Raw genomic sequence first — 20,319 nt, 5'->3', positions numbered from 1 at the left:
TCAGCTATTGCTGGTCCGATTCCGATAGGTCGTCTTGCTCTTGGCCCAAAAGCGCCAATTCCAACAATGCATAGCGGTGCTCAACGAAGTTGTGAACGTTGTTAGCCACCGTCAGTTTGAACAGCGCCGAAGCGGTGTCCTTGTCCCCCAGACTCAGGTAGTGTTTACCCAAATAGAAGTCAGTTTCACTGAGATGCTCAGCGAGCGAAGTGTTATCCGTTGCATCTGCCTTGAGGCGTTCCATCAGCGTTTTTTCGCTGATCTTGCCCAGGTAGAATTCGACAATATTCCATCCCCATTGCCCTCTGTCCGCTTTGTCATAGCGCTGCTGAAGCGCTACCTCGGCCTTCTTGGGATCGATTTCTCGCTCCACCAGATACAGCCATAACGAACGGAAGGGATCGTTTGGGTCGTCTTGATAAAACGCCTGCAGATCATCCTGCGCCAACGGGAAGCGGCCGCCATAATACAGTGCGATGCCCCGGTTTAAACGCGCGTAATTGTAAGTTGGATCAAGCTCTAGTACAGAATCAAACGCTTCATAGGCAGCATCAAAATTGCCTGCCTGCGTTAAGTAAATGCCCAGGTAGTTGAAAACTTCCGGCATGTCGGGACGTATCGCCAGCGCCTGCGAGAAATCATTGCGCGCTAATGCACGTAACCCGAGGCTATCATACAGCACACCGCGCTCATATAAAAGCTGTGCGCGTTCGTCATCCGTCAGTGCCCGGCTGGCAAGAATTTGTTCCATGCGCGCCAGGATCACTTCCTGCTGCAACGTTGGCTGCAACGGGATTGCCAAAACTTCGTCTTTACGCCAATCATGGTTGCTGCATCCTGCCAGCATGAGTGCTGTCGCAACGTAACACCAGCGCAAGAAAGGCTTCATTTCCCACTCCCGAAGACAAACATTGGATGAACGTCCTGTCCTCCGTTTGCTAAAACGCGGGCATCCTACCCGCGCGATACGAACAGCTCCCAACCCCGTGGCGGGGAGCTGTAAAACTATCTATACAGTTATTCTGCTTCAGGCGCAGGTGAACCCGCTTCCGGCGCCATCGCTTCTTTGATGCTCAGACGCACGCGGCCCTGACGGTCAACTTCCAGTACCTTAACCGGCACTTCCTGACCCATCTGCAGATAGTCGGTCACTTTCTCGACGCGCTTGTCGGCGATCTGAGAAATGTGTACCAGACCTTCTTTACCACCGCCGATAGCGACGAATGCGCCGAAATCAACGATACGGGTCACTTTACCCTGGTAGATACGGCCCACTTCGATCTCTGCCGTGATCTCTTCGATACGACGGATAGCGAATTTCGCCTTCTCCCCGTCGGTCGCAGCGATTTTAACTGTACCATCATCTTCGATTTCGATGGTAGTGCCAGTCTCTTCGGTCAGCGCGCGGATAACGGAACCGCCCTTACCGATCACGTCTTTAATCTTATCCGGGTTGATGCGGATAGTATGAATACGCGGTGCGAATTCGGAGATATCGCCGCGCGGGGTGCTGATAGCCTGTTCCATCACGCCCAGGATGTGCAGACGCGCGCCCTTGGCCTGGTTCAGAGCCACCTGCATGATTTCGCGGGTGATACCTTCGATTTTGATGTCCATCTGCAGCGCGGTGATACCGTCGCGGCTACCGGCCACTTTGAAGTCCATGTCGCCCAGGTGATCTTCGTCACCCAGAATGTCGGACAGAACCACAAAGTTGTCGGCTTCTTTCACCAGGCCCATCGCGATACCCGCAACGGCAGCCTTGATTGGCACACCGGCGTCCATCAGCGCCAGAGACGCGCCGCACACGGAAGCCATGGAAGAAGAACCGTTGGATTCGGTGATTTCAGACACCACGCGAACGGTGTACGGGAAATCTTCCGGTTTAGGCATCATAGCCAATACGCCGCGTTTCGCCAGGCGACCGTGACCGATTTCACGACGCTTAGGAGAACCGACCATGCCGGTTTCGCCCACGGAGTACGGAGGGAAGTTGTAGTGGAACAGGAAGCTGTCGGTCTTCTCGCCCATCAGCTCGTCCAGGTTCTGTGCGTCGCGCGCGGTGCCCAGGGTCGCGGTAACCAGCGCCTGAGTTTCGCCACGGGTGAACAGCGCGGAACCGTGGGTGCGCGGCAGTACGCCGGTGCGCACGTCCAGGCCACGGATCATGTCTTTTTCACGGCCGTCGATACGCGGCTCGCCACGCAGTACGCGGCTACGCACCACGTTTTTCTCCAGGTTGCCCAGGATGTCCTGGATTTCGCCGGCGTCCAGCGTTTCGTCCTGCGCCAGCAGAGTTTCAACAACGCTGTCTTTGATCGCGTCAACCTGAGCATAACGCTCTTGTTTTTCGGTGATGTGGTAAGCGTCGCCCAGGCGAGCTTCGGCCAATTCAGCCACGCGCGCTTGCAGCGCTTCGTTGACCGCAGGCGCCTGCCAATCCCACTTCGGTTTGCCGGCTTCGGCAACCAGCGCGTTGATGTTTTCGATAACCACTTGCTGCTGGTCGTGGCCGAACACCACGGCGCCCAGCATCTGATCTTCGCTCAGCACGTCCGCTTCGGATTCCACCATCAGCACCGCGCCGGCGGTACCGGCAACCACCAGATCCAGACGGCTTTCTTTCAGCTCATCGGTCGTCGGGTTCAGTACGTACTGATCGTTGATGTAACCCACGCGCGCGGCGCCGATTGGGCCGTTGAACGGAATACCGGACAGGCTCAGGGCTGCGGAAGCACCGATCATCGCAACGATGTCCGGGTTCACCTGCGGGTTAACGGAAACCACGGTCGCGATCACCTGAACTTCGTTCAGGAAGTTGTCCGGGAACAGTGGACGGATCGGACGGTCGATCAGACGAGAAGTCAGGGTCTCGCCTTCGCTCGGACGGCCTTCGCGACGGAAGAAGCTGCCCGGGATGCGGCCGGCGGCGTAGGTACGCTCTTGGTAGTTAACGGTCAGCGGGAAGAAGCTCTGGCCCGGCTTGGCTTTTTTCTGGCCAACGACGGTAACGAATACGGCGGTGTCATCCATGCTCACCATAACGGCGGCGGTGGCCTGACGAGCCATCATACCGGTTTCGATGGTGACGGTATGCTGGCCATACTGGAATTTGCGAATGATCGGTGTCAGCAAAATTATATCCTTGATTAGCGGCGCGCAATCGCATTGACGACTCGACACGCCTGTGACTCGATTTGCCTTCTCACTACATCCTCGCGACTAATGACAATCCTTATCTCAGGCGGGAGATAAAGCCTCTCATTAGCCGCGCGAACCTCTGTAACGGAAGAACCTGTTTGGAAACATCAGTAATACATTAACCTGATTTGCTTATGCTTCCTAGAAGAAAGGGGCCAAAATAGGCCCCTTTCCACTGAAACTTGCTAGATTAGCGACGCAGACCCAGACGCTCGATCAGGCTGGTGTAACGTGCTACATCTTTACGCTTCAGGTAGTCCAGCAGCTTACGACGCTGAGAAACCATACGCAGCAGACCACGACGGCTGTGGTGATCTTTTTTGTGCTCGGAGAAGTGGCCTTGCAGATGGTTGATCTGCGCAGTCAGCAGGGCAACCTGAACTTCGGTAGAACCGCTGTCGTTAGTACCACGACCGAAATCAGCTACGATTTGAGCTTTAGCTTCAACACTTAGAGACATTGTAATACTCCAGATTATAGATAATAAAAACAGGCGCCGATCTCTAATTCAGCAACCCAATGCATAAGCTGCGCCATTCTACTCTTAGCGCAGTGCGATCGCAAGGCGACGCAGAGCCCCGCCGTTAGTCGAAATGCTCGACCACCAGGCGGCGTGGCGCCACGCGACCGTCCTCGGCGATGTCGCCAACGCCGATGAATTTTCGCTCTTCACCCTCGGTGATGCGCACCAGGCCGGAAGCCGGCGCACCGGCCACTTGCACCGGTTGCCCCTGCTTGACGTAGCCCGCCACCACCGGCAGCAAATTCACTTCCGGATAGTTCTCAACCGGGCTGTCCATCGGCATCAGCAGCGGATCGAGCAGGTCGCCGGGAGCGATCGCTTGTTCCTGCGCTTGCTCCAGCAGGGCGTTCAGCTGTTCCAGCGTCACCATGCGCGCGATCGGGTAAGTCGCCACCTGCAGGCGGCGCAGATAGATCACGTGCGCGCCGCAGCCCAGCAGCTCGCCGAGATCGTCGGTGATGGTGCGGATGTAGGTGCCTTTCGAGCAGTGGATCTCCAGCTCCAGCTCATCCCCTTCCCAACGGATAAACTGCAGCTCGTACACCGTGATGCTGCGCGCTTCGCGCGGCACTTCAATGCCCTGGCGCGCATACTCGTAGAGTTTCTTTCCCTGGTATTTCAGCGCCGAATACATCGACGGCACCTGCTGGATATCGCCGCGGAAGGTGTCCAGCGCCGCGTCGAGCTGCGCCTGGGTGAAGTTCACCGGGCGCTCCTGCACGATCTGGCCGTCGGCGTCGGAGGTATCGGTACGCTGCCCCAGCTTGGCGATCACCCGATAGCGCTTGTCGGAATCGAGCAGATATTGCGAAAACTTGGTCGCTTCGCCCAGGCAGATAGGCAGCATGCCGGTCGCCAGCGGATCGAGCGCGCCGGTATGGCCCGCCCGGTTGGCGTTGTACAGGCGTTTTACTTTTTGCAGCGCATCGTTGGACGACAAACCCTGCGGCTTGTCCAGCAACAGCACGCCGTGGATATCACGGCCGCGGCGACGAGGGCGACTCATTAATCCTCCTTGTCATCGCCTGAGGCGGAACGGCGCTCGGCGTCGTTCTTCACCACGTTGGTCACCAGGTTGGACATGCGCATGCCTTCCACCAGGGAGTTGTCGTAAGCGAAGGTCAGCTCCGGCACCACGCGCAGGCGCATCGCTTTGCCCAGCAGGGTGCGGATATAACCGGAAGCGTCCTGCAACGCTTTAATGCCGTTGGTGACCAGATCCGGATCGTGGTTCTCGGTCAGTACGTTCAGAAAGGTGACGTAAACCTTGGCATACGCCAGGTCACGGGACACTTCTACGCCGGAAACGGTCGCCATGCCGACGCGCGGATCTTTCACTTCACGCTGCAGAATGATCGCAATCTCTTTCTGCATCTCTTGCGCCACGCGTTGGCCGCGGCTGAATTCTTTTGCCATTTTGGATTCTCCAGACAAATCGGGGGGCACAAAGGCCCCCCGTAAACAGATATAAGCAGATGTGCAATCGTTAAGCGATGGTGCGTTGAATCTCAATGATTTCGAACACTTCGATCATGTCGCCGACGCGCACGTCGTTATAGTTCTTAACGCCGATACCACATTCCATGCCGTTACGGACTTCGTTAACGTCATCTTTGAAGCGACGCAGGGATTCCAGCTCGCCTTCATAGATAACCACGTTGTCGCGCAGTACGCGGATTGGGTTGTGACGCTTGATGGTCCCTTCGGTAACCATACAGCCGGCGATAGCGCCGAACTTAGGCGATTTGAACACGTCACGCACTTCGGCCAGGCCGATGATCTGCTGCTTGTATTCCGGCGCCAGCATACCGCTCATCGCCTGCTTCACTTCGTCGATCAGGTTATAGATCACGGAGTAGTAACGCAGATCCAGGCTTTCCGCTTCGATCACGCGGCGCGCAGAAGCGTCGGCACGCACGTTGAAGCCCAGGATGATGGCGTTGGAAGCCGCAGCCAGCGTCGCGTCGGTTTCGGTGATACCACCTACGCCGGAGCCGACAATCTTCACCTTCACTTCGTCGGTGGAGAGTTTCAGCAGCGAGTCGCTGATCGCTTCGCAAGAACCCTGTACGTCGGACTTCAGTACGATGTTCAGCTCGGACACTTCGCCGTCGGTCATGTTGGCGAACATGTTTTCCAGCTTGGACTTCTGCTGACGCGCCAGTTTGACTTCGCGGAACTTGCCCTGACGGTACAGCGCCACTTCACGCGCTTTCTTCTCATCGCGCACCACGGTTGCTTCGTCACCCGCTGCAGGCACGCTGGACAGACCCAGGATTTCCACAGGGATAGACGGACCGGCGGAGGTCACGTCACGGCCCAATTCGTCGCGCATCGCACGCACACGGCCGTATTCGAAGCCGCACAGGACGATATCGCCCTTGTTCAGCGTACCTTCCTGAACCAGCACGGTAGCCACAGGGCCACGGCCTTTATCCAGGAAGGACTCGATCACCACGCCGCTCGCCATGCCGCTGCGAACTGCTTTCAGTTCCAGAACTTCGGCCTGCAGCAGGATAGCCTGCAGCAGCTCGTCGATACCGGTACCGGCTTTCGCGGACACGTGGACGAACTGCGCTTCGCCGCCCCACTCTTCCGGCATAACGCCGTACTGAGACAGTTCCTGCTTAACGCGGTCCGGATCGGCTTCCGGCTTGTCGATTTTGTTCACCGCAACCACCAACGGCACCTGCGCCGCTTTCGCGTGCTGGATAGCTTCGATGGTCTGTGGCATCACGCCGTCGTCGGCCGCCACTACCAGCACCACGATGTCAGTCGCCTGAGCACCGCGAGCACGCATCGAGGTAAACGCGGCGTGGCCCGGAGTATCCAGGAAGGTGATCATGCCGTTCTCGGTTTCTACGTGGTAGGCACCGATGTGCTGGGTAATGCCGCCGGCTTCGCCCGCCGCCACTTTGGTGGAGCGGATGTAGTCCAGCAGAGAGGTTTTACCGTGGTCAACGTGGCCCATGATGGTCACGACCGGCGCGCGCGGCTCGGCCGCAGCGCCCGTATCACGGTCGCTCATCAGCGCTTCTTCCAGCTCGTTTTCACGACGCAGGATAACTTTGTGGCCCATCTCTTCGGCAACCAGCTGTGCGGTTTCCTGGTCGATAACCTGGTTGATGGTGGCCATGGCGCCCAGCTTCATCATCACTTTGATGACCTGAGAACCTTTTACCGCCATCTTGTTGGCCAGCTCGGCCACGGTGATGGTTTCGCCGATCACCACGTCACGGTTAACCACCTGCGCCGGCTTGTTGAAGCCCTGCTGCAGAGCGCTAGGCTTGCGTTTGCCTTTACCGCCACGGGTAACGGCACGCGCCTCTTCACGATCCGCTTTGGATTCGGACAGCTTGTTGCCTTTCTTCTGCTTGGTGGCTTTGCCGCCGCGGGTGCGGCTGCGACGATCGCCTTCAACTTTGGCGTCGTTTTCGTCTTCCGCGGCGCGGGCGTGCTGAGAGGTGGTCACGTGATAGTCGGCGCTTTCAACCGCGGCGCTTGCCGCGTCTGCCTGAGCCCACTTCTCGCCGTTCTCTTCGGCCATGCGGCGGGCTTCTTCCGCCACGCGCTTGGCTTCCTCTTCAACCTTGCGGCGCACTTCCTCTTCCGCTTTGCGTTTCAGTTCAGCGGCTTCGGCTTCACGGCGTGCTTTTTCCGCCTGAGCTGGCTTGGTCATTTCGTCGGTATGTTGATTGGTCACTTTTTCTTTTTCCGCTGAATTACGCTTAGCAATCTCCGCGGCCTCACGTTTGGCTTGCTCTTCGGCTGCGCGCTTCGCTTCCGCTTCGCGTTTTGCGAGCTCTTCCGCTTCGCGCCGTGCCTGCTCTTCCGCTTCACGCTGTGCCTGCTCTGCCGCTTCAGCCAACTGGGCTTCCTGCGTATCGCGATTTACATAAGTGCGTTTCTTGCGGACCTCAATTTGCACCGATTTACTTTTACCGCCGGTGCTCGGGATATTCAAGGTGCTGCGCGTTTTGCGCTGCAAAGTGAGTTTACCTGGCGCGCTGCCGTGTTCACGGTTCAGGTGCGCCAGCAATGTTTCTTTTTCTTGCTGGGTAACAGAGTCCGACTCGGACTTGTTGATCCCTGCATCAGCAAACTGCTGTACCAGGCGATCAACCGGAGTCTGAATCTCTGCTGCCAGCGATTTTACGGTTACATCTGTCGTCATGCTGTTCCTTCCTGCTACAGTTATTACGCGTTGTCGCCAAACCAACAGATATTGCGTGCAGCCATGATCAGCTCACCGGCTTGCTCATCGCTAAGCCCTTCAATATCAGCCAGATCGTCAACACCCTGCTCGGCAAGATCTTCCAGCGTACAAACCCCACGCGCGGCCAGTTTAAAGGCCATGCTGCGCTCAAGACCCGGCAGGTTGAGCAAATCGTCGGCCGGTTTGTTGTCGCCCAGGCTTTCTTCTTGTGCCAGGGCCAGCGTGGTCAATGCAGCTTTGGCGCGTTCGCGCAATGCTTCAACCGTATCTTCATCCAGACCGTCGATTTCCAACAGCTCTTTGATCGGCACGTAGGCCAGCTCTTCCAGCGTGGAGAAGCCTTCTTCAACCAGTACGGTGGCGAAATCTTCGTCGATATCAAGATACTTGGTGAAGGTATCAATAGCGGCATGAGCCTCGGCCTGGTGCTTGGCCTGCAGGTCGTCCGCCGTCATCACGTTCAGTTCCCAACGATCGTCGCCGCGGTGTTGTTTCAGCAGCTGGGAAGCCAAACGCACGTTTTGGCCGTTACGGCCGATCGCCTGCGCCAGGTTGCTGGCTTCAACGGCGATATCCATGGTGCAGTTATCTTCGTCTACCACGATCGACGCGACGTCGGCCGGCGCCATGGCGTTGATGACGAATTGCGCTGGGTTATCATCCCACAGAATGATGTCGATGCGTTCGCCGCCGAGCTCGCTCGACACGGCCTGAACGCGCGCACCGCGCATACCTACGCAGGCGCCGACCGGGTCGATGCGCTTGTCGTTGGTTTTCACTGCAATTTTCGCGCGGGAGCCAGGATCGCGGGCTGCCGCTTTAATTTCAATCACTTCTTCGCCGATTTCCGGCACTTCGATGCGGAACAGTTCTTTCAGCATTTCCGAGCTGGAACGGCTGACGAACAGTTGCGCGCCGCGTGCTTCAGGACGCACGGCGTACAGTACGCCGCGAATGCGGTCGCCCGGACGGAAGTTTTCGCGCGGCAGCATGTCTTCACGGCCAATCACCGCTTCGGCGTTGTTGCCCAGATCCAGCGCGATGCTGTCACGGTTCACTTTCTTCACCACGCCGGTGACGATCTCACCTTCGTGTTCACGGAAAGCGTCAACCACCATCGCACGCTCGGCTTCGCGCACTTTCTGCACGATAACCTGCTTGGCGGTTTGGGTGGTAATGCGGTCGAAGGTCACGGATTCGATCTGATCTTCGACGTAGCCACCGAGCTCGATGCTCGGATCCTCAAACTGAGCGGCTTCCAGCGTGATTTCACGCGTTGGCTGCGTCACTTCGTCTACGGCGACCCAACGGCGGAAGGTATCGAAATCGCCGGTTCTGCGGTCAATGCTGACGCGCACGTCGATTTCCTGCTCGTATTTTTTCTTGGTTGCGGTGGCTAATGCAGTTTCCAGCGCTTCGAAAATCTTCTCACGCGGAAGGGATTTTTCATTGGAAACTGCTTCAACAACAGCCAGAATCTCTTTGTTCATCCTAGTTGCCTCTTCCAAACTTTAAAAGTGGGGTACCAGGTTCGCTTTCTGGATGTTGCTCAGCGCGAACACTTCATCTTTCCCTTCCACAGTAACCGTGATCATCTCGCCTTCGACAGACTTGATAATACCCTGCCACTTGCGACGGTTTTGTACCGCCATGCGCAGGACCAGGCTGACTTCTTCACCGAGGAAACGCGTATAGTGCTCTGCGGTGAACATCGGGCGATCAAGGCCAGGAGAGGAGACTTCCAAGTTGTAAGCGACCGTGATTGGATCTTCGACGTCCAATACAGCGCTGACCTGGTGGCTGACATCAGCGCAATCATCAACATTGATGCCGTTATCACTATCAATATAGATGCGGAGCGTCGATTGGCGCGCACGAATGAATTCGATGCCTACAAGCTCAAAGCCCAACGCTTCTACGGGTGCCGAAAGCATCTCTGTTAACTGTTGCTCTAATGTGGACAAGCCCACCCCCAAGACATAAAAAAAGGGCTAAATAGCCCAGTGATTCTGTTGCCAAATAACAAAAAACCCCGAAAAATCGGGGCTTTATGCAACTGGACCCTGTTTGCCGCTAGGCGGCCTCGGTACAACTTTCGAGCAAGTGTCATTTTCAAATGTTGATCGAGAAAAGCGGATTTCAATCGAAAAGTGTATTTGAAAATAAACACTTAAAGGAAAGTGGTTGCGGGGGCCGGATTTGAACCGACGACCTTCGGGTTATGAGCCCGACGAGCTACCAGGCTGCTCCACCCCGCGTCCGAAAACGTGGCAAATACTACGCCGATAATCGCAAAATTGCAAGTTATCTCTGGGATTTGGTACCGAGGATGGGACTCGAACCCACAAGCCCGTTAGGGCACTACCACCTCAAGGTAGCGTGTCTACCAATTCCACCACCTCGGTACTGATTCTTACTGCTAACGGCCGTTGTTCTTTCGAGTTCACAACCACCGTTTACAAACTTTTTCGGCTTACTGCGGGATATCGCTGCTCGGCTTGGCAGGTGCTGCCGGCGCGGTTGTCTGCTCAGTTTTCACTGGCTGACCCAGGTTTTCCCACTCGCTGCCTTTCTTGCTTTGGTTGCTGCTGAGGTTGCCCAGAATCAGGCTGATGACGAAGAACAGCGTCGCCAGCACAGCAGTCATGCGGGTCATAAAGTTACCGGAACCACTCGAACCGAACAATGTGCCTGATGCACCTGCTCCGAAAGAGGCTCCCATATCAGCGCCTTTACCTTGCTGCAACATAATCAGAGCAACCAGCCCGATTGAAATCAGCAGGAAAATTACCAGAAGAGCTTCGTACATAGTAGTACCCGTATCCTTGCGGCCTCACCGCATGCCAAATGCTTCACACTCATCAAGCAGGCGTTTTTATAAACTGCCTACTGAAGCGGGTGTGAATACTAACCAAAGCCGCCAACCCGCGCAAGGGCAATTTGCAGCCGCCGGCGCGTTTGCGGAAAAAAACGCCAACAATCGCCTATTCGGGCTCAGCTGTGCCGAGCCCGATGGCTAACTGTCTGTTTTAACCGGCGGATTTCACCGCGTCGGCGATGCGATGCGCCAGCGCGGTCACCTGCTGCTCGTCCTCGCCTTCCACCATTACGCGGATCAGCGGCTCGGTGCCCGATTTGCGCAGCAGCACCCGGCCGCGGCCGGCCAACTCGGCCTCTACCTGCTCGGTGACCTTGCGCACTGCTTCAGACTCCAGCGGATTGTGATCGCCGGCGAAGCGCACGTTGACCAGGATCTGCGGCAGCAGCTTCATGCCGCTGCACAGGTCGTGCAGGCTCATGTGGTTGCGCACCATGGCAGTCAGCACCTGCAGCCCGGCCACGATGCCGTCACCGGTGGTGGTTTTGTCCAGCAGGATCACATGGCCGGAGTTTTCCGCACCGATACGCCAGCCCAGCTCCTGCAGCTTCTCCAACACATAGCGGTCGCCCACTTTGGCGCGAGCGAACGGAATACCCAGCTGTTTCAGCGCCAGCTCCAGCCCCATATTGCTCATCAGGGTGCCGACCGCGCCGCCGCGCAGCTGGCCCTGACGCAGGCCTTCGCGGGCGATGATGTACAGGATCTGATCGCCGTCCACCTTGTTGCCCAGGTGATCCACCATCATCACGCGGTCGCCGTCGCCGTCAAACGCCAGGCCCACGTGCGCTTTTTCCTGCAGCACGCGCTCCTGCAGCTGACGCACGTCGGTAGCGCCGCACTTCTCGTTGATGTTCATGCCGTCCGGCTCAACGCCGATGGCGATCACCGTGGCGCCCAGCTCGCGCAGCACGCTCGGCGCGATGTGGTAGGTCGCCCCGTTGGCGCAGTCGACCACGATTTTCAGCCCCTTCAGGCTCAGCTCGCTCGGGAAGGTGCCTTTGCAGAATTCGATATAGCGGCCGGCGGCATCGATGATGCGGCTGGCTTTACCCAGCTCGGCGGACTCCACGCAGGTCAGCGGCTTTTCCATCTCGGCTTCGATAGCTTCTTCGACGTTGTCCGGCAGCTTGGCGCCGTCGATCGAGAAGAACTTGATGCCGTTGTCATAGAACGGGTTATGAGAAGCGGAAATGACGATGCCCGCTTCTGCGCGGAAGGTGCGCGTCAGATAGGCCACCGCCGGGGTGGGCATCGGCCCGGTGAAGGAGGCGGACAGCCCTGCGGCCGCCAGGCCGGCTTCCAGCGCGGACTCCAGCATATAGCCGGAGATGCGCGTATCCTTACCGATGATGATCTTACGCGAACCGTGGCGCGCCAGCACTTTACCGGCCGCCCAGCCCAGCTTCAGCACGAAGTCCGGCGTGATGGGGCTGTCCCCGACCTTGCCACGGATGCCGTCGGTGCCAAAATATTTGCGCTCGCTCATGTCTCTACTGTCCCTTAGCTGAAAGTGTTGCCTCGACGACACGCATCGCCTCGACGGTTTCTTTAACGTCATGCACTCTGACAATCTGCGCGCCCTGCATCGCCGCGATCACCGCGCAGGCCACGCTGCCGATCACCCGTTGATCCGGCGGCACGTTCAGCAGTTGCCCAATCATCGATTTACGCGACATGCCGACCAATAGCGGCAAACCGAAACGATGAAACTCCGACAACCGCGCCAGAAGCTGATAGTTGTGCGCCAAATTTTTACCGAAACCGAAGCCTGGGTCGAGCAGCAATTTCTGATTTGTTATCCCCGCCTCGTTACAGCGCCGGATATGGTGCTCGAAAAACGCCTGAACGTCGGCAATCAGATCGTCGTAGTGCGGCGCCTGCTGCATGGTGCGCGGCTGCCCTTGCATATGCATCAGACAGACCGGCAGCCCGCTTTCCGCCGCCGCCGCCAGGGCACCCGGCTCCTGAAGTGAGCGAATGTCGTTGATCAGGTGTGCGCCGGCGTGCGCTGATTCGCGGATCACGCCCGCTTTCGAGGTATCGACAGAGATAAAGACTTCAAAACGCTGCGCCAGCGCTTCCACTACCGGCACGACCCGTTCCAATTCTTCCTCTTCACTCACCTCTGCCGCCCCCGGCCTTGTCGACTCGCCGCCGATATCGATCATCGTGGCGCCGGCCGAAATCAGCGCATGCGCGTGCAGTAATGCCTGGTTCAGGGTGTTGTGGCGGCCGCCGTCGGAAAACGAATCCGGCGTCACGTTGAGGATGCCCATCACCTGCGGATGGGAGAGATTGAGCGTCATGTCGCGCACGGTTAACTGCATGGTTGGTCCACCTTACTGTTGCCTGGTTCACTGCCCGCCGGGCAAAAAAAACCCCGGCGTACCGGGGTTTGATGTTATTACACAGCCGCAGTTACTTGTCGAGCTGTTCGGACATGGTGTTGCCCGGCGTTGGGGTGCGCGGCTCATCTACCGGCGTCGGGGCTTTCGGGGTGCCGCCGTTGTCGGAGCTGTTGCCTTTGTTCGCATCGTCCCAACCCGCAGGCGGACGCACGTCTTTGCGGTTCATCAGATCGTCGATCTGCGGCGCATCGATGGTTTCGTACTTCATCAGCGCATCCTTCATCGAGTGCAGGATGTCCATGTTTTCCATCAGCAGCGAGCGAGCACGCGTGTAGTTACGCTCGATCAGCGACTTCACTTCCTGGTCGATGATGCGCGCGGTTTCATCCGACATGTGCTTCGCCTTGGCCACGGAACGGCCCAGGAACACTTCGCCCTCTTCTTCCGCATACAGCAGCGGCCCCAGCTTCTCGGAGAAGCCCCACTGGGTCACCATGTTGCGGGCGATGGAGGTCGCCACTTTGATGTCGTTCGACGCACCGGTAGAGACTTTCTCCGGCCCGTAGATGATCTCTTCCGCCAGACGGCCGCCGTACAGGGTAGAGATTTGGCTCTCCAGCTTCTGACGGCTGGCGCTGATCGCATCCCCTTCCGGCAGGAAGAAGGTCACGCCGAGCGCACGGCCGCGAGGAATGATCGTCACCTTGTGCACCGGATCGTGTTCAGGAACCAGGCGGCCAATGATGGCGTGGCCCGCTTCGTGATACGCGGTCGACTCTTTCTGCGCTTCGGTCATCACCATGGAGCGGCGTTCCGCACCCATCATGATCTTGTCTTTGGCTTTCTCGAACTCCACCATCGACACCACGCGCTTGTTGCCGCGGGCGGCGAACAGCGCCGCTTCGTTGACCAGGTTAGCCAGATCGGCACCGGAGAAGCCCGGCGTACCGCGCGCAATGACGGAGGCGTCGATGTCGGCCGCCAACGGCACGCGGCGCATGTGCACCTTCAGGATCTGCTCACGGCCACGCACATCCGGCAGCCCGACCACGACCTGACGGTCGAAGCGGCCCGGGCGCAGCAGCGCAGGGTCAAGCACGTCCGGACGGTTGGTGGCCGCGATGACGATGATGCCTTCGTTGCCTTCGAAACCGTCCATCTCAACCAGCATCTGGTTCAGGGTCTGTTCGCGCTCATCGTGACCGCCACCCAGGCCGGCGCCACGCTGGCGACCGACGGCGTCGATTTCATCGATGAAGATGATGCACGGCGCGGCTTTCTTCGCTTGCTCGAACATGTCGCGCACGCGGGATGCACCCACGCCGACGAACATTTCGACGAAGTCGGAACCGGAAATGGTGAAGAACGGCACCTTCGCTTCGCCGGCGATCGCTTTCGCCAGCAGCGTTTTACCGGTCCCCGGCGGGCCAACCATCAGCACGCCTTTCGGGATCTTGCCGCCCAATTTCTGGAAACGGCTCGGCTCGCGCAGGTATTCCACCAGTTCGCTCACCTCTTCTTTCGCTTCGTCACAACCGGCGACATCGGCGAAAGTGGTCTTGATCTGGTCTTCCGTCAGCATGCGGGCCTTGCTCTTGCCGAAGGACATCGCGCCCTTGCCGCCGCCGCCCTGCATTTGCCGCATAAAGAAGATCCAGACCCCGATCAGCAACAGCATCGGGAACCAGGAGATAAAGATAGAAGCCAGCAGGCTCGGCTCTTCAGGCGGCTCGCCGACAACTTTCACATTCTTCGTTAACAACGTATCCAGCAACTTAGGATCGTTGACAGGGATGTAGGTCGTGTATTTGTTACTGTCTTTCTTGGTAACGTTAATTTCACGTCCGTTGATTCGCGCTTCGCGAACCTGGTCCTGGGTCAGTTCGGACATGAAGGTAGAGTAATCCACCCTACGGCCATTCGACTCGCTGGGCCCAAAGCTCTGGAATACAGACATCAACACTACCGCGATGACTAACCAGAGAATTAGGTTTTTCGCCATGTCACTCAAGGGATTAACCTCATCTTACAACTGTGTTAACAAACAGCGTTAGGGTACTACAGTTTGCGCCCTGTCGCTACAATGTACACTTCGCGCGAACGGGCGCGGGAAGCGTCTGGCTTACGAATCTTAACCTTCGTAAACAGGGAGCGAATTTCCCGTAGGTACTCGTCAAAGCCATCTCCCTGGAACACCTTCACCAGGAAACTTCCGCCTGGTGCGAGGACATCCCGACACATATCCAGCGCCAACTCCACCAGATACATCGACCTTGGAATATCGACCGCCGGGGTGCCACTCATATTCGGGGCCATATCGGACATGACCACCTGAACCTTACTCTCGCCTACTCGTTCCAACAGCGCCTTCAGCACCAGTTCATCACGAAAATCGCCCTGAAGGAAATCGACGCCAACGATAGGATCCATTGGCAAAATATCACAGGCGATGATGCGCCCGGTACCGCCGATTTGGGTGACCACATACTGCGACCAGCCGCCCGGCGCGGCGCCGAGATCCACCACGGTCATGCCCGGTTTGAACAGTTTGTCGCTCTGCTGTATTTCATCAAGTTTAAACCAGGCGCGGGAACGCAGTCCCTTTTTCTGCGCCTGCTGTACATATTTATCGCTAAAGTGTTCTTGTAACCAGCGACTGGAGCTAGCCGAACGCTTTTTATTAGCCATCTCGTTTTCCAACTATCATAAAAAGAGTCTTATGTCAGGGTCGCTGCTCACGTAGACTCACACCGGTGAAGACCGATTTGGTGATATACATGAGATGGCGGTAGAATGTACCGTTTTCAATCCCAACTTAAGCAAAAAAGACAATGAATCTGAATAATAAACAAAAACAGCACCTGAAAGGCCTGGCGCATCCGTTAAAACCGGTGGTGATGCTGGGCAATAACGGTCTTACCGAAGGGGTGCTGGCTGAAATTGAACAGGCTCTGGAGCATCACGAGCTGATCAAGGTAAAAATCGCCGCTGAAGATCGCGAAACCAAAACCCTGATCGCCGATGCTATCGTGCGTGAAACGGGCGCCTGCAATGTGCAAGTTATCGGCAGTACGCTTATTCTTTACCGCCCGTCGAAAGAGCGCAAGATCAGTCTACCGCGTTAATAACCATCAGGTTAACGAAAAGGTGCCATGCGCCTGACCAAGATAAAAGGCCGCTTGCGGCCTTTTTCCTATCTTTACAAAACGTTGGCGCATTAATGACCAACGGCCTCGATCAGAGATACTCAACCTTCAGGATCTCATACTCGACGTCGCCGCCAGGGGTTTTGATCACCACCACATCGTCTTGCTCTTTGCCGATCAGGCCGCGCGCCATCGGCGAGTTTACCGAAATCAGATTTTTCTTGAAATCGGCCTCATCGTCGCCAACGATGCGGTAAGTCACTTCTTCTTCACTGTCCAGATTCATCACCGATACGGTGGCGCCGAAGATCACTCGGCCGGTGTTCGGCATCTTGGTGATATCGATCACCTGAGCATTGGACAGCTTGGCTTCGATTTCCTGAATGCGGCCTTCGCAGAAACCCTGCTGTTCGCGGGCGGCGTGGTACTCGGCATTCTCTTTCAAATCGCCGTGCTCGCGCGCCTCAGCGATGTCCGCAATGATTTTCGGGCGGCGCACGCTTTTCAGATATTCGAGCTCTTCGCGCAGTTTTTCAGCGCCAAACAAGGTCATCGGAATTTGGTTCATCGTATAAATACCTCTAAATCTTTCCTGTTCAAATAACCGTCATCCTGACGTATTCGTATGAAAACACGGTTGGCATACCGCCACCCGCCTCCAGGCGACAAACAAAAGAAACCTGACTCGGAACGGAGCCCAAGCCAAGATCGGTTTTGCATTTTGATACGCATTTTAGCCTAGAGTTCCTTGAGGGTCATCGTTTACTTTTTCCCTGATTGCACCGTAGTATGACGGCACGTTATCCAGCTGTTATCCCGAGATTATGCGTTTTTCACGAATTGTCAGTGCATTGGCTTGCGCATTTGTTCTGAATGCGAATGCGGCCCCGGTTGAAGAGTACACACAATATCTGCCTGATGGGGCCAACCTTGCCCTGGTCGTTCAGAAAATCGGTGCCGGCGCGCCGACGATCGATTATCACTCTCAGCAGATGGCGCTGCCGGCCAGTACCCAAAAAGTGCTGACGGCGCTGGCGGCATTGCTGCAACTCGGGCCCGATTACCGTTTCACCACCACGCTGGAGAGCCAGGGCGATATCCGCGACGGCGTGCTGCGCGGCAACCTGATCGCCCGCTTCAGCGGCGATCCGACCTTCAAACGCCAGAGCCTGCGCAATATGGTGGCCGTCCTGAAGAAACAGGGCGTGCGCCAAATCAGCGGCGACGTGCTGGTCGATACCTCGGTCTTCGCCAGCCATGACAAGGCGCCCGGCTGGCCGTGGAACGATCTGACGCAGTGCTTCAGCGCGCCGCCGGCCGCCGCCATCGTCGATCGCAACTGTTTCTCGGTCTCGCTGTACAGCGCGCCGAATCCGGGCGACATGGCGTTTATCCGCGTCGCCTCCTATTATCCGGTCAATATGTTTAGCCAGGTGCGCACCCTGGCGCGCGGCTCTGCAGACGCGCAGTACTGCGAACTGGACGTGGTGCCGGGCGAGCTGAACCGCTTTACCCTGACCGGCTGCCTGACGCAGCGCAGCGAACCGCTGCCGCTGGCCTTCGCCATCCAGGACGGTGCCAGCTATGCGGGCGCCATCCTGAAAGACGAACTGATCCAGGCCGGCATCCAGATCGACGGGCACTTGAAACGCCAGACGCGTCCCGGCATCACCGGCACGGTGATCGCGCAAACCCAGTCGGCGCCGCTGCACGATCTGTTGAAGATCATGCTGAAAAAATCGGACAACATGATCGCCGATACCGTCTTCCGCACCATCGGCCACGAACGCTTCGGCGTGCCGGGCACCTGGCGAGCGGGTGCCGATGCGGTACGCCAGGTGCTGCGCCAGAAGGCCGGCATCGATCTGGGCAACACCATCATCGCCGACGGCTCCGGCCTGTCGCGCCACAACCTGCTGGCGCCGGCGACCATGATGCAGGCGCTGCAGTACATCGCGCAGCACGACAACGAGCTGAACTTCATCTCGATGCTGCCGCTGTCCGGCTATGACGGCACCCTGCGCTACCGCGGCGGCCTGCACGAAGCCGGCGTCGACGGCAAAGTGTCGGCCAAGACCGGCGCGCTGCAGGGCGTGTACAACCTGGCGGGCTTCATCACCACCGCCAGCGGCCAGCGCATGGCCTTCGTGCAGTATCTCTCCGGCTACGCCGTGCCGCCGGAGGATCAGAAACAGCGCCGCGCGCCGCTGGTGCGTTTCGAAAGCCGCCTGTATCGGGATATTTACCAAAACAACTGAGGATCATCATGAAGCTGCTGGTCGTTGAGGATGATGAACTGTTGCAACAGGGGCTGGCGCTGGCGCTGACCGGCGAAGGTTACGTCTGCGACTGCGCCGCCACGGCGGCGGAGGCCAACAGCCTGCTCATCACCAGCCAATACAGCATGGTGATCCTGGATCTCGGCCTGCCGGACACCGACGGCGCCTCGCTGCTGCGGCAGTGGCGCCGCCAACAGATCGATCTGCCGGTGCTGATCCTGACCGCCCGCGACGCGCTGGAAGACCGCGTCGACGGGCTGGACGCCGGCGCCGACGACTACCTGGTCAAACCCTTCGCGCTGGTCGAGCTGCAGGCGCGCGTGCGCGCCCTCCTGCGGCGCTACCAGGGGCACAGCGACAATCTGATGCAGGTGGACGATCTGCAGCTGAACCTCTCCAGCCAGCAGGTTTACCTGCAGCAGCAGCCGGTGGAGGTCACGCCGAAAGAGTTCGCCATTCTGGCGCGTCTTATCATGCGTGCCGGGCAGACGGTCAACCGTGAACTCCTGCAGCAGGATCTCTATACCTGGCAAGACGATTTAGGTTCCAACACGCTGGAAGTACACATTCACAACCTGCGCCGCAAACTGGGCAAGGATCGCATCCGCACCGTGCGCGGCATCGGCTACCGCCTGGAACCCTCCTCATGATCAGCATGCGCCGCCGCCTGCTGCTGATGCTGGCGCTGATCCTGCTGGTCACGCAACTCATCAGCGCCTTCTGGCTGTGGCACGAAAGCCAGGAACAGATCGGCTTCCTGGTGGACGAAACCCTGTCCGCCAAAGTGCGTACCGAACGCGTCGATAGCGAGATCGCCGAGGCCATCGCGTCGCTGTTGGCGCCTTCGCTGATCATGATGATCGTCACGCTGCTGGCGTCGTTTTGGGCCATCAGTTGGATCATCCGCCCGCTCAACCAATTGCAGAAACGGCTGGAAAAGCGCTCTGCCGATAACCTGACGCCGCTGCCGATCGCCAGCGACAGCCAGGAAATGGTGGCGGTCACCAATGCACTCAATCAGCTGTTCTCACGATTGGACAACACCATTCAACAGGAACGCCTGTTCACCGCCGACGCCGCCCACGAGCTGCGCACGCCGTTGGCCGGCATCCGCCTGCATCTGGAACTGATGGAGAAACAGGGCGTCAAGGGCAGCCAGGCGCTGATCGCCCGCATCGATCAGTTGATGCACACCGTCGAGCAGTTGCTGATGCTGTCGCGCGCCGGGCAAGACTTCGCCCGCGGCCATTATCAGCATGTCGATTGGGTGGCCGATGTGATCCAGCCGCTGCGTGAAGAGCTCGACGAAATGGCCGCCCAACGTGGGCAGACGCTGGACTGGCACTTGCCGGCTACTGCCACAGTAAACGGCGATCCGGTGCTGCTGCGGCTGCTGCTGCGCAACCTGGTCGAAAACGCCCACCGTTACGGCCCTGAAGGCGGCGCGATACAGGTGCAGTTAACGCCGCAAGACAACGGCTATCTGCTGCAAGTCATCGACGATGGCCCGGGGATCAAGGAAGAGATGGTCGGGGAGCTGACGCAGGCGTTTCGCCGCATGGATCAACGCTACGGCGGCAGTGGGCTGGGCCTGAATATCGTGATCCGCATCGTGCAGTTGCACCAGGGGCGTTTGACGCTGGAAAACCGCCGCGATGCGCGCGGCCTGAACGCCCAGTGCTGGCTGCCGGAAAAGGCGCTTAAATAACAAGGGCCCAGCGTTGC

The 20,319-nt window shown here is 58.0% G+C and carries 18 protein-coding genes and 2 tRNA genes; 4 read left to right on the top strand and 16 right to left on the bottom strand.

Features of this window, described 5'->3' with window-relative positions; translation table 11 throughout:
* Positions 1-4 precede the first annotated feature (4 nt).
* From nlpI to rlmE, 15 genes are all read right to left on the bottom strand, one after another.
* On the bottom strand, positions 5-889 hold the full coding sequence (gene nlpI / locus ACJ8IM_RS09270; protein WP_033636826.1) for a lipoprotein NlpI: 885 nt from the start codon (positions 887-889) through the stop codon (positions 5-7).
* A gap of 128 nt (positions 890-1,017) precedes the next feature.
* On the bottom strand, positions 1,018-3,135 hold the full coding sequence (gene pnp, locus ACJ8IM_RS09265; protein ID WP_033636825.1) for a polyribonucleotide nucleotidyltransferase: 2,118 nt from the start codon (positions 3,133-3,135) through the stop codon (positions 1,018-1,020).
* Positions 3,136-3,391: 256 nt separating this feature from the next.
* A complete protein-coding gene (gene rpsO, locus ACJ8IM_RS09260; protein WP_004933502.1) occupies positions 3,392-3,661 on the bottom strand; it encodes a 30S ribosomal protein S15 in 270 nt (89 codons plus the stop codon).
* Positions 3,662-3,785: 124 nt separating this feature from the next.
* Positions 3,786-4,730, bottom strand: a complete 945-nt coding sequence (gene truB, locus ACJ8IM_RS09255) for a tRNA pseudouridine(55) synthase TruB (protein WP_033652760.1) — start codon at positions 4,728-4,730, stop codon at positions 3,786-3,788.
* Entirely contained in the window at positions 4,730-5,140 is a 411-nt protein-coding gene (gene rbfA / locus ACJ8IM_RS09250; RefSeq protein WP_004933508.1) for a 30S ribosome-binding factor RbfA, read from the bottom strand. Before rbfA ends, truB begins: the two co-directional genes overlap by 1 nt.
* 70 nt (positions 5,141-5,210) lie before the next feature.
* Positions 5,211-7,898: a translation initiation factor IF-2 gene (gene infB / locus ACJ8IM_RS09245; RefSeq protein ID WP_033652759.1), complete on the bottom strand. Its 2,688-nt coding sequence runs from the start codon at positions 7,896-7,898 to the stop codon at positions 5,211-5,213.
* A gap of 23 nt (positions 7,899-7,921) precedes the next feature.
* A complete protein-coding gene (nusA, locus tag ACJ8IM_RS09240; protein ID WP_019453340.1) occupies positions 7,922-9,430 on the bottom strand; it encodes a transcription termination factor NusA in 1,509 nt (502 codons plus the stop codon).
* Between the two features lie 21 nt (positions 9,431-9,451).
* A complete protein-coding gene (gene rimP / locus ACJ8IM_RS09235) occupies positions 9,452-9,904 on the bottom strand; it encodes a ribosome maturation factor RimP (protein ID WP_028127574.1) in 453 nt (150 codons plus the stop codon).
* A 217-nt stretch (positions 9,905-10,121) separates the two neighbouring features.
* Positions 10,122-10,198: transfer RNA gene (locus tag ACJ8IM_RS09230), tRNA-Met, on the bottom strand.
* A gap of 60 nt (positions 10,199-10,258) precedes the next feature.
* Positions 10,259-10,345 (bottom strand) — tRNA-Leu (locus ACJ8IM_RS09225).
* Positions 10,346-10,413: 68 nt separating this feature from the next.
* Entirely contained in the window at positions 10,414-10,749 is a 336-nt protein-coding gene (gene secG / locus ACJ8IM_RS09220) for a preprotein translocase subunit SecG (RefSeq protein ID WP_004933519.1), read from the bottom strand.
* A 220-nt stretch (positions 10,750-10,969) separates the two neighbouring features.
* Positions 10,970-12,307, bottom strand: a complete 1,338-nt coding sequence (gene glmM / locus ACJ8IM_RS09215; protein WP_021504256.1) for a phosphoglucosamine mutase — start codon at positions 12,305-12,307, stop codon at positions 10,970-10,972.
* Between the two features lie 4 nt (positions 12,308-12,311).
* Positions 12,312-13,148, bottom strand: a complete 837-nt coding sequence (folP, locus tag ACJ8IM_RS09210) for a dihydropteroate synthase (protein ID WP_033648673.1) — start codon at positions 13,146-13,148, stop codon at positions 12,312-12,314.
* 91 nt (positions 13,149-13,239) lie between these two features.
* Complete coding sequence (gene ftsH, locus ACJ8IM_RS09205; RefSeq protein ID WP_004933529.1) at positions 13,240-15,171, bottom strand: ATP-dependent zinc metalloprotease FtsH; 1,932 nt, start codon at positions 15,169-15,171, stop codon at positions 13,240-13,242.
* Between the two features lie 56 nt (positions 15,172-15,227).
* The gene (rlmE, locus tag ACJ8IM_RS09200; protein WP_004933533.1) at positions 15,228-15,857 is read right to left on the bottom strand and encodes a 23S rRNA (uridine(2552)-2'-O)-methyltransferase RlmE; all 630 of its coding nucleotides are present in this window, start codon (positions 15,855-15,857) and stop codon (positions 15,228-15,230) included.
* Between the two features lie 143 nt (positions 15,858-16,000).
* Between rlmE and yhbY the strand changes: the two genes are divergently transcribed.
* Positions 16,001-16,294, top strand: a complete 294-nt coding sequence (yhbY, locus tag ACJ8IM_RS09195; RefSeq protein ID WP_004933536.1) for a ribosome assembly RNA-binding protein YhbY — start codon at positions 16,001-16,003, stop codon at positions 16,292-16,294.
* Positions 16,295-16,406: 112 nt separating this feature from the next.
* On the opposite strand, the gene greA is transcribed toward yhbY, so the two are convergent.
* The gene (gene greA, locus ACJ8IM_RS09190) at positions 16,407-16,883 is read right to left on the bottom strand and encodes a transcription elongation factor GreA (RefSeq protein ID WP_004933539.1); all 477 of its coding nucleotides are present in this window, start codon (positions 16,881-16,883) and stop codon (positions 16,407-16,409) included.
* A 256-nt stretch (positions 16,884-17,139) separates the two neighbouring features.
* Between greA and dacB the strand changes: the two genes are divergently transcribed.
* From dacB to pmrB, 3 genes are read left to right on the top strand one after another with little or no spacing between them, the layout of a single operon-like run.
* Positions 17,140-18,573 carry a serine-type D-Ala-D-Ala carboxypeptidase gene (gene dacB, locus ACJ8IM_RS09185; RefSeq protein ID WP_033648675.1) on the top strand — a complete coding sequence of 478 codons (1,434 nt, stop codon included), beginning with the start codon at positions 17,140-17,142 and terminating at the stop codon, positions 18,571-18,573.
* Positions 18,574-18,581: 8 nt separating this feature from the next.
* Positions 18,582-19,244: a two-component system response regulator PmrA gene (gene pmrA / locus ACJ8IM_RS09180; protein ID WP_033655294.1), complete on the top strand. Its 663-nt coding sequence runs from the start codon at positions 18,582-18,584 to the stop codon at positions 19,242-19,244.
* The gene (gene pmrB / locus ACJ8IM_RS09175; protein ID WP_033655295.1) at positions 19,241-20,302 is read left to right on the top strand and encodes a two-component system sensor histidine kinase PmrB; all 1,062 of its coding nucleotides are present in this window, start codon (positions 19,241-19,243) and stop codon (positions 20,300-20,302) included. The genes pmrA and pmrB overlap by 4 nt, the downstream gene beginning before the upstream one ends.
* Positions 20,303-20,319: the final 17 nt, after the last annotated feature.

Source organism: Serratia sp. CY33525 (assembly GCF_052169115.1).
Taxonomy (GTDB): Bacteria; Pseudomonadota; Gammaproteobacteria; order Enterobacterales; family Enterobacteriaceae; genus Serratia; species Serratia sarumanii.
This window is presented reverse-complemented; position numbering and strand designations above follow the sequence as displayed.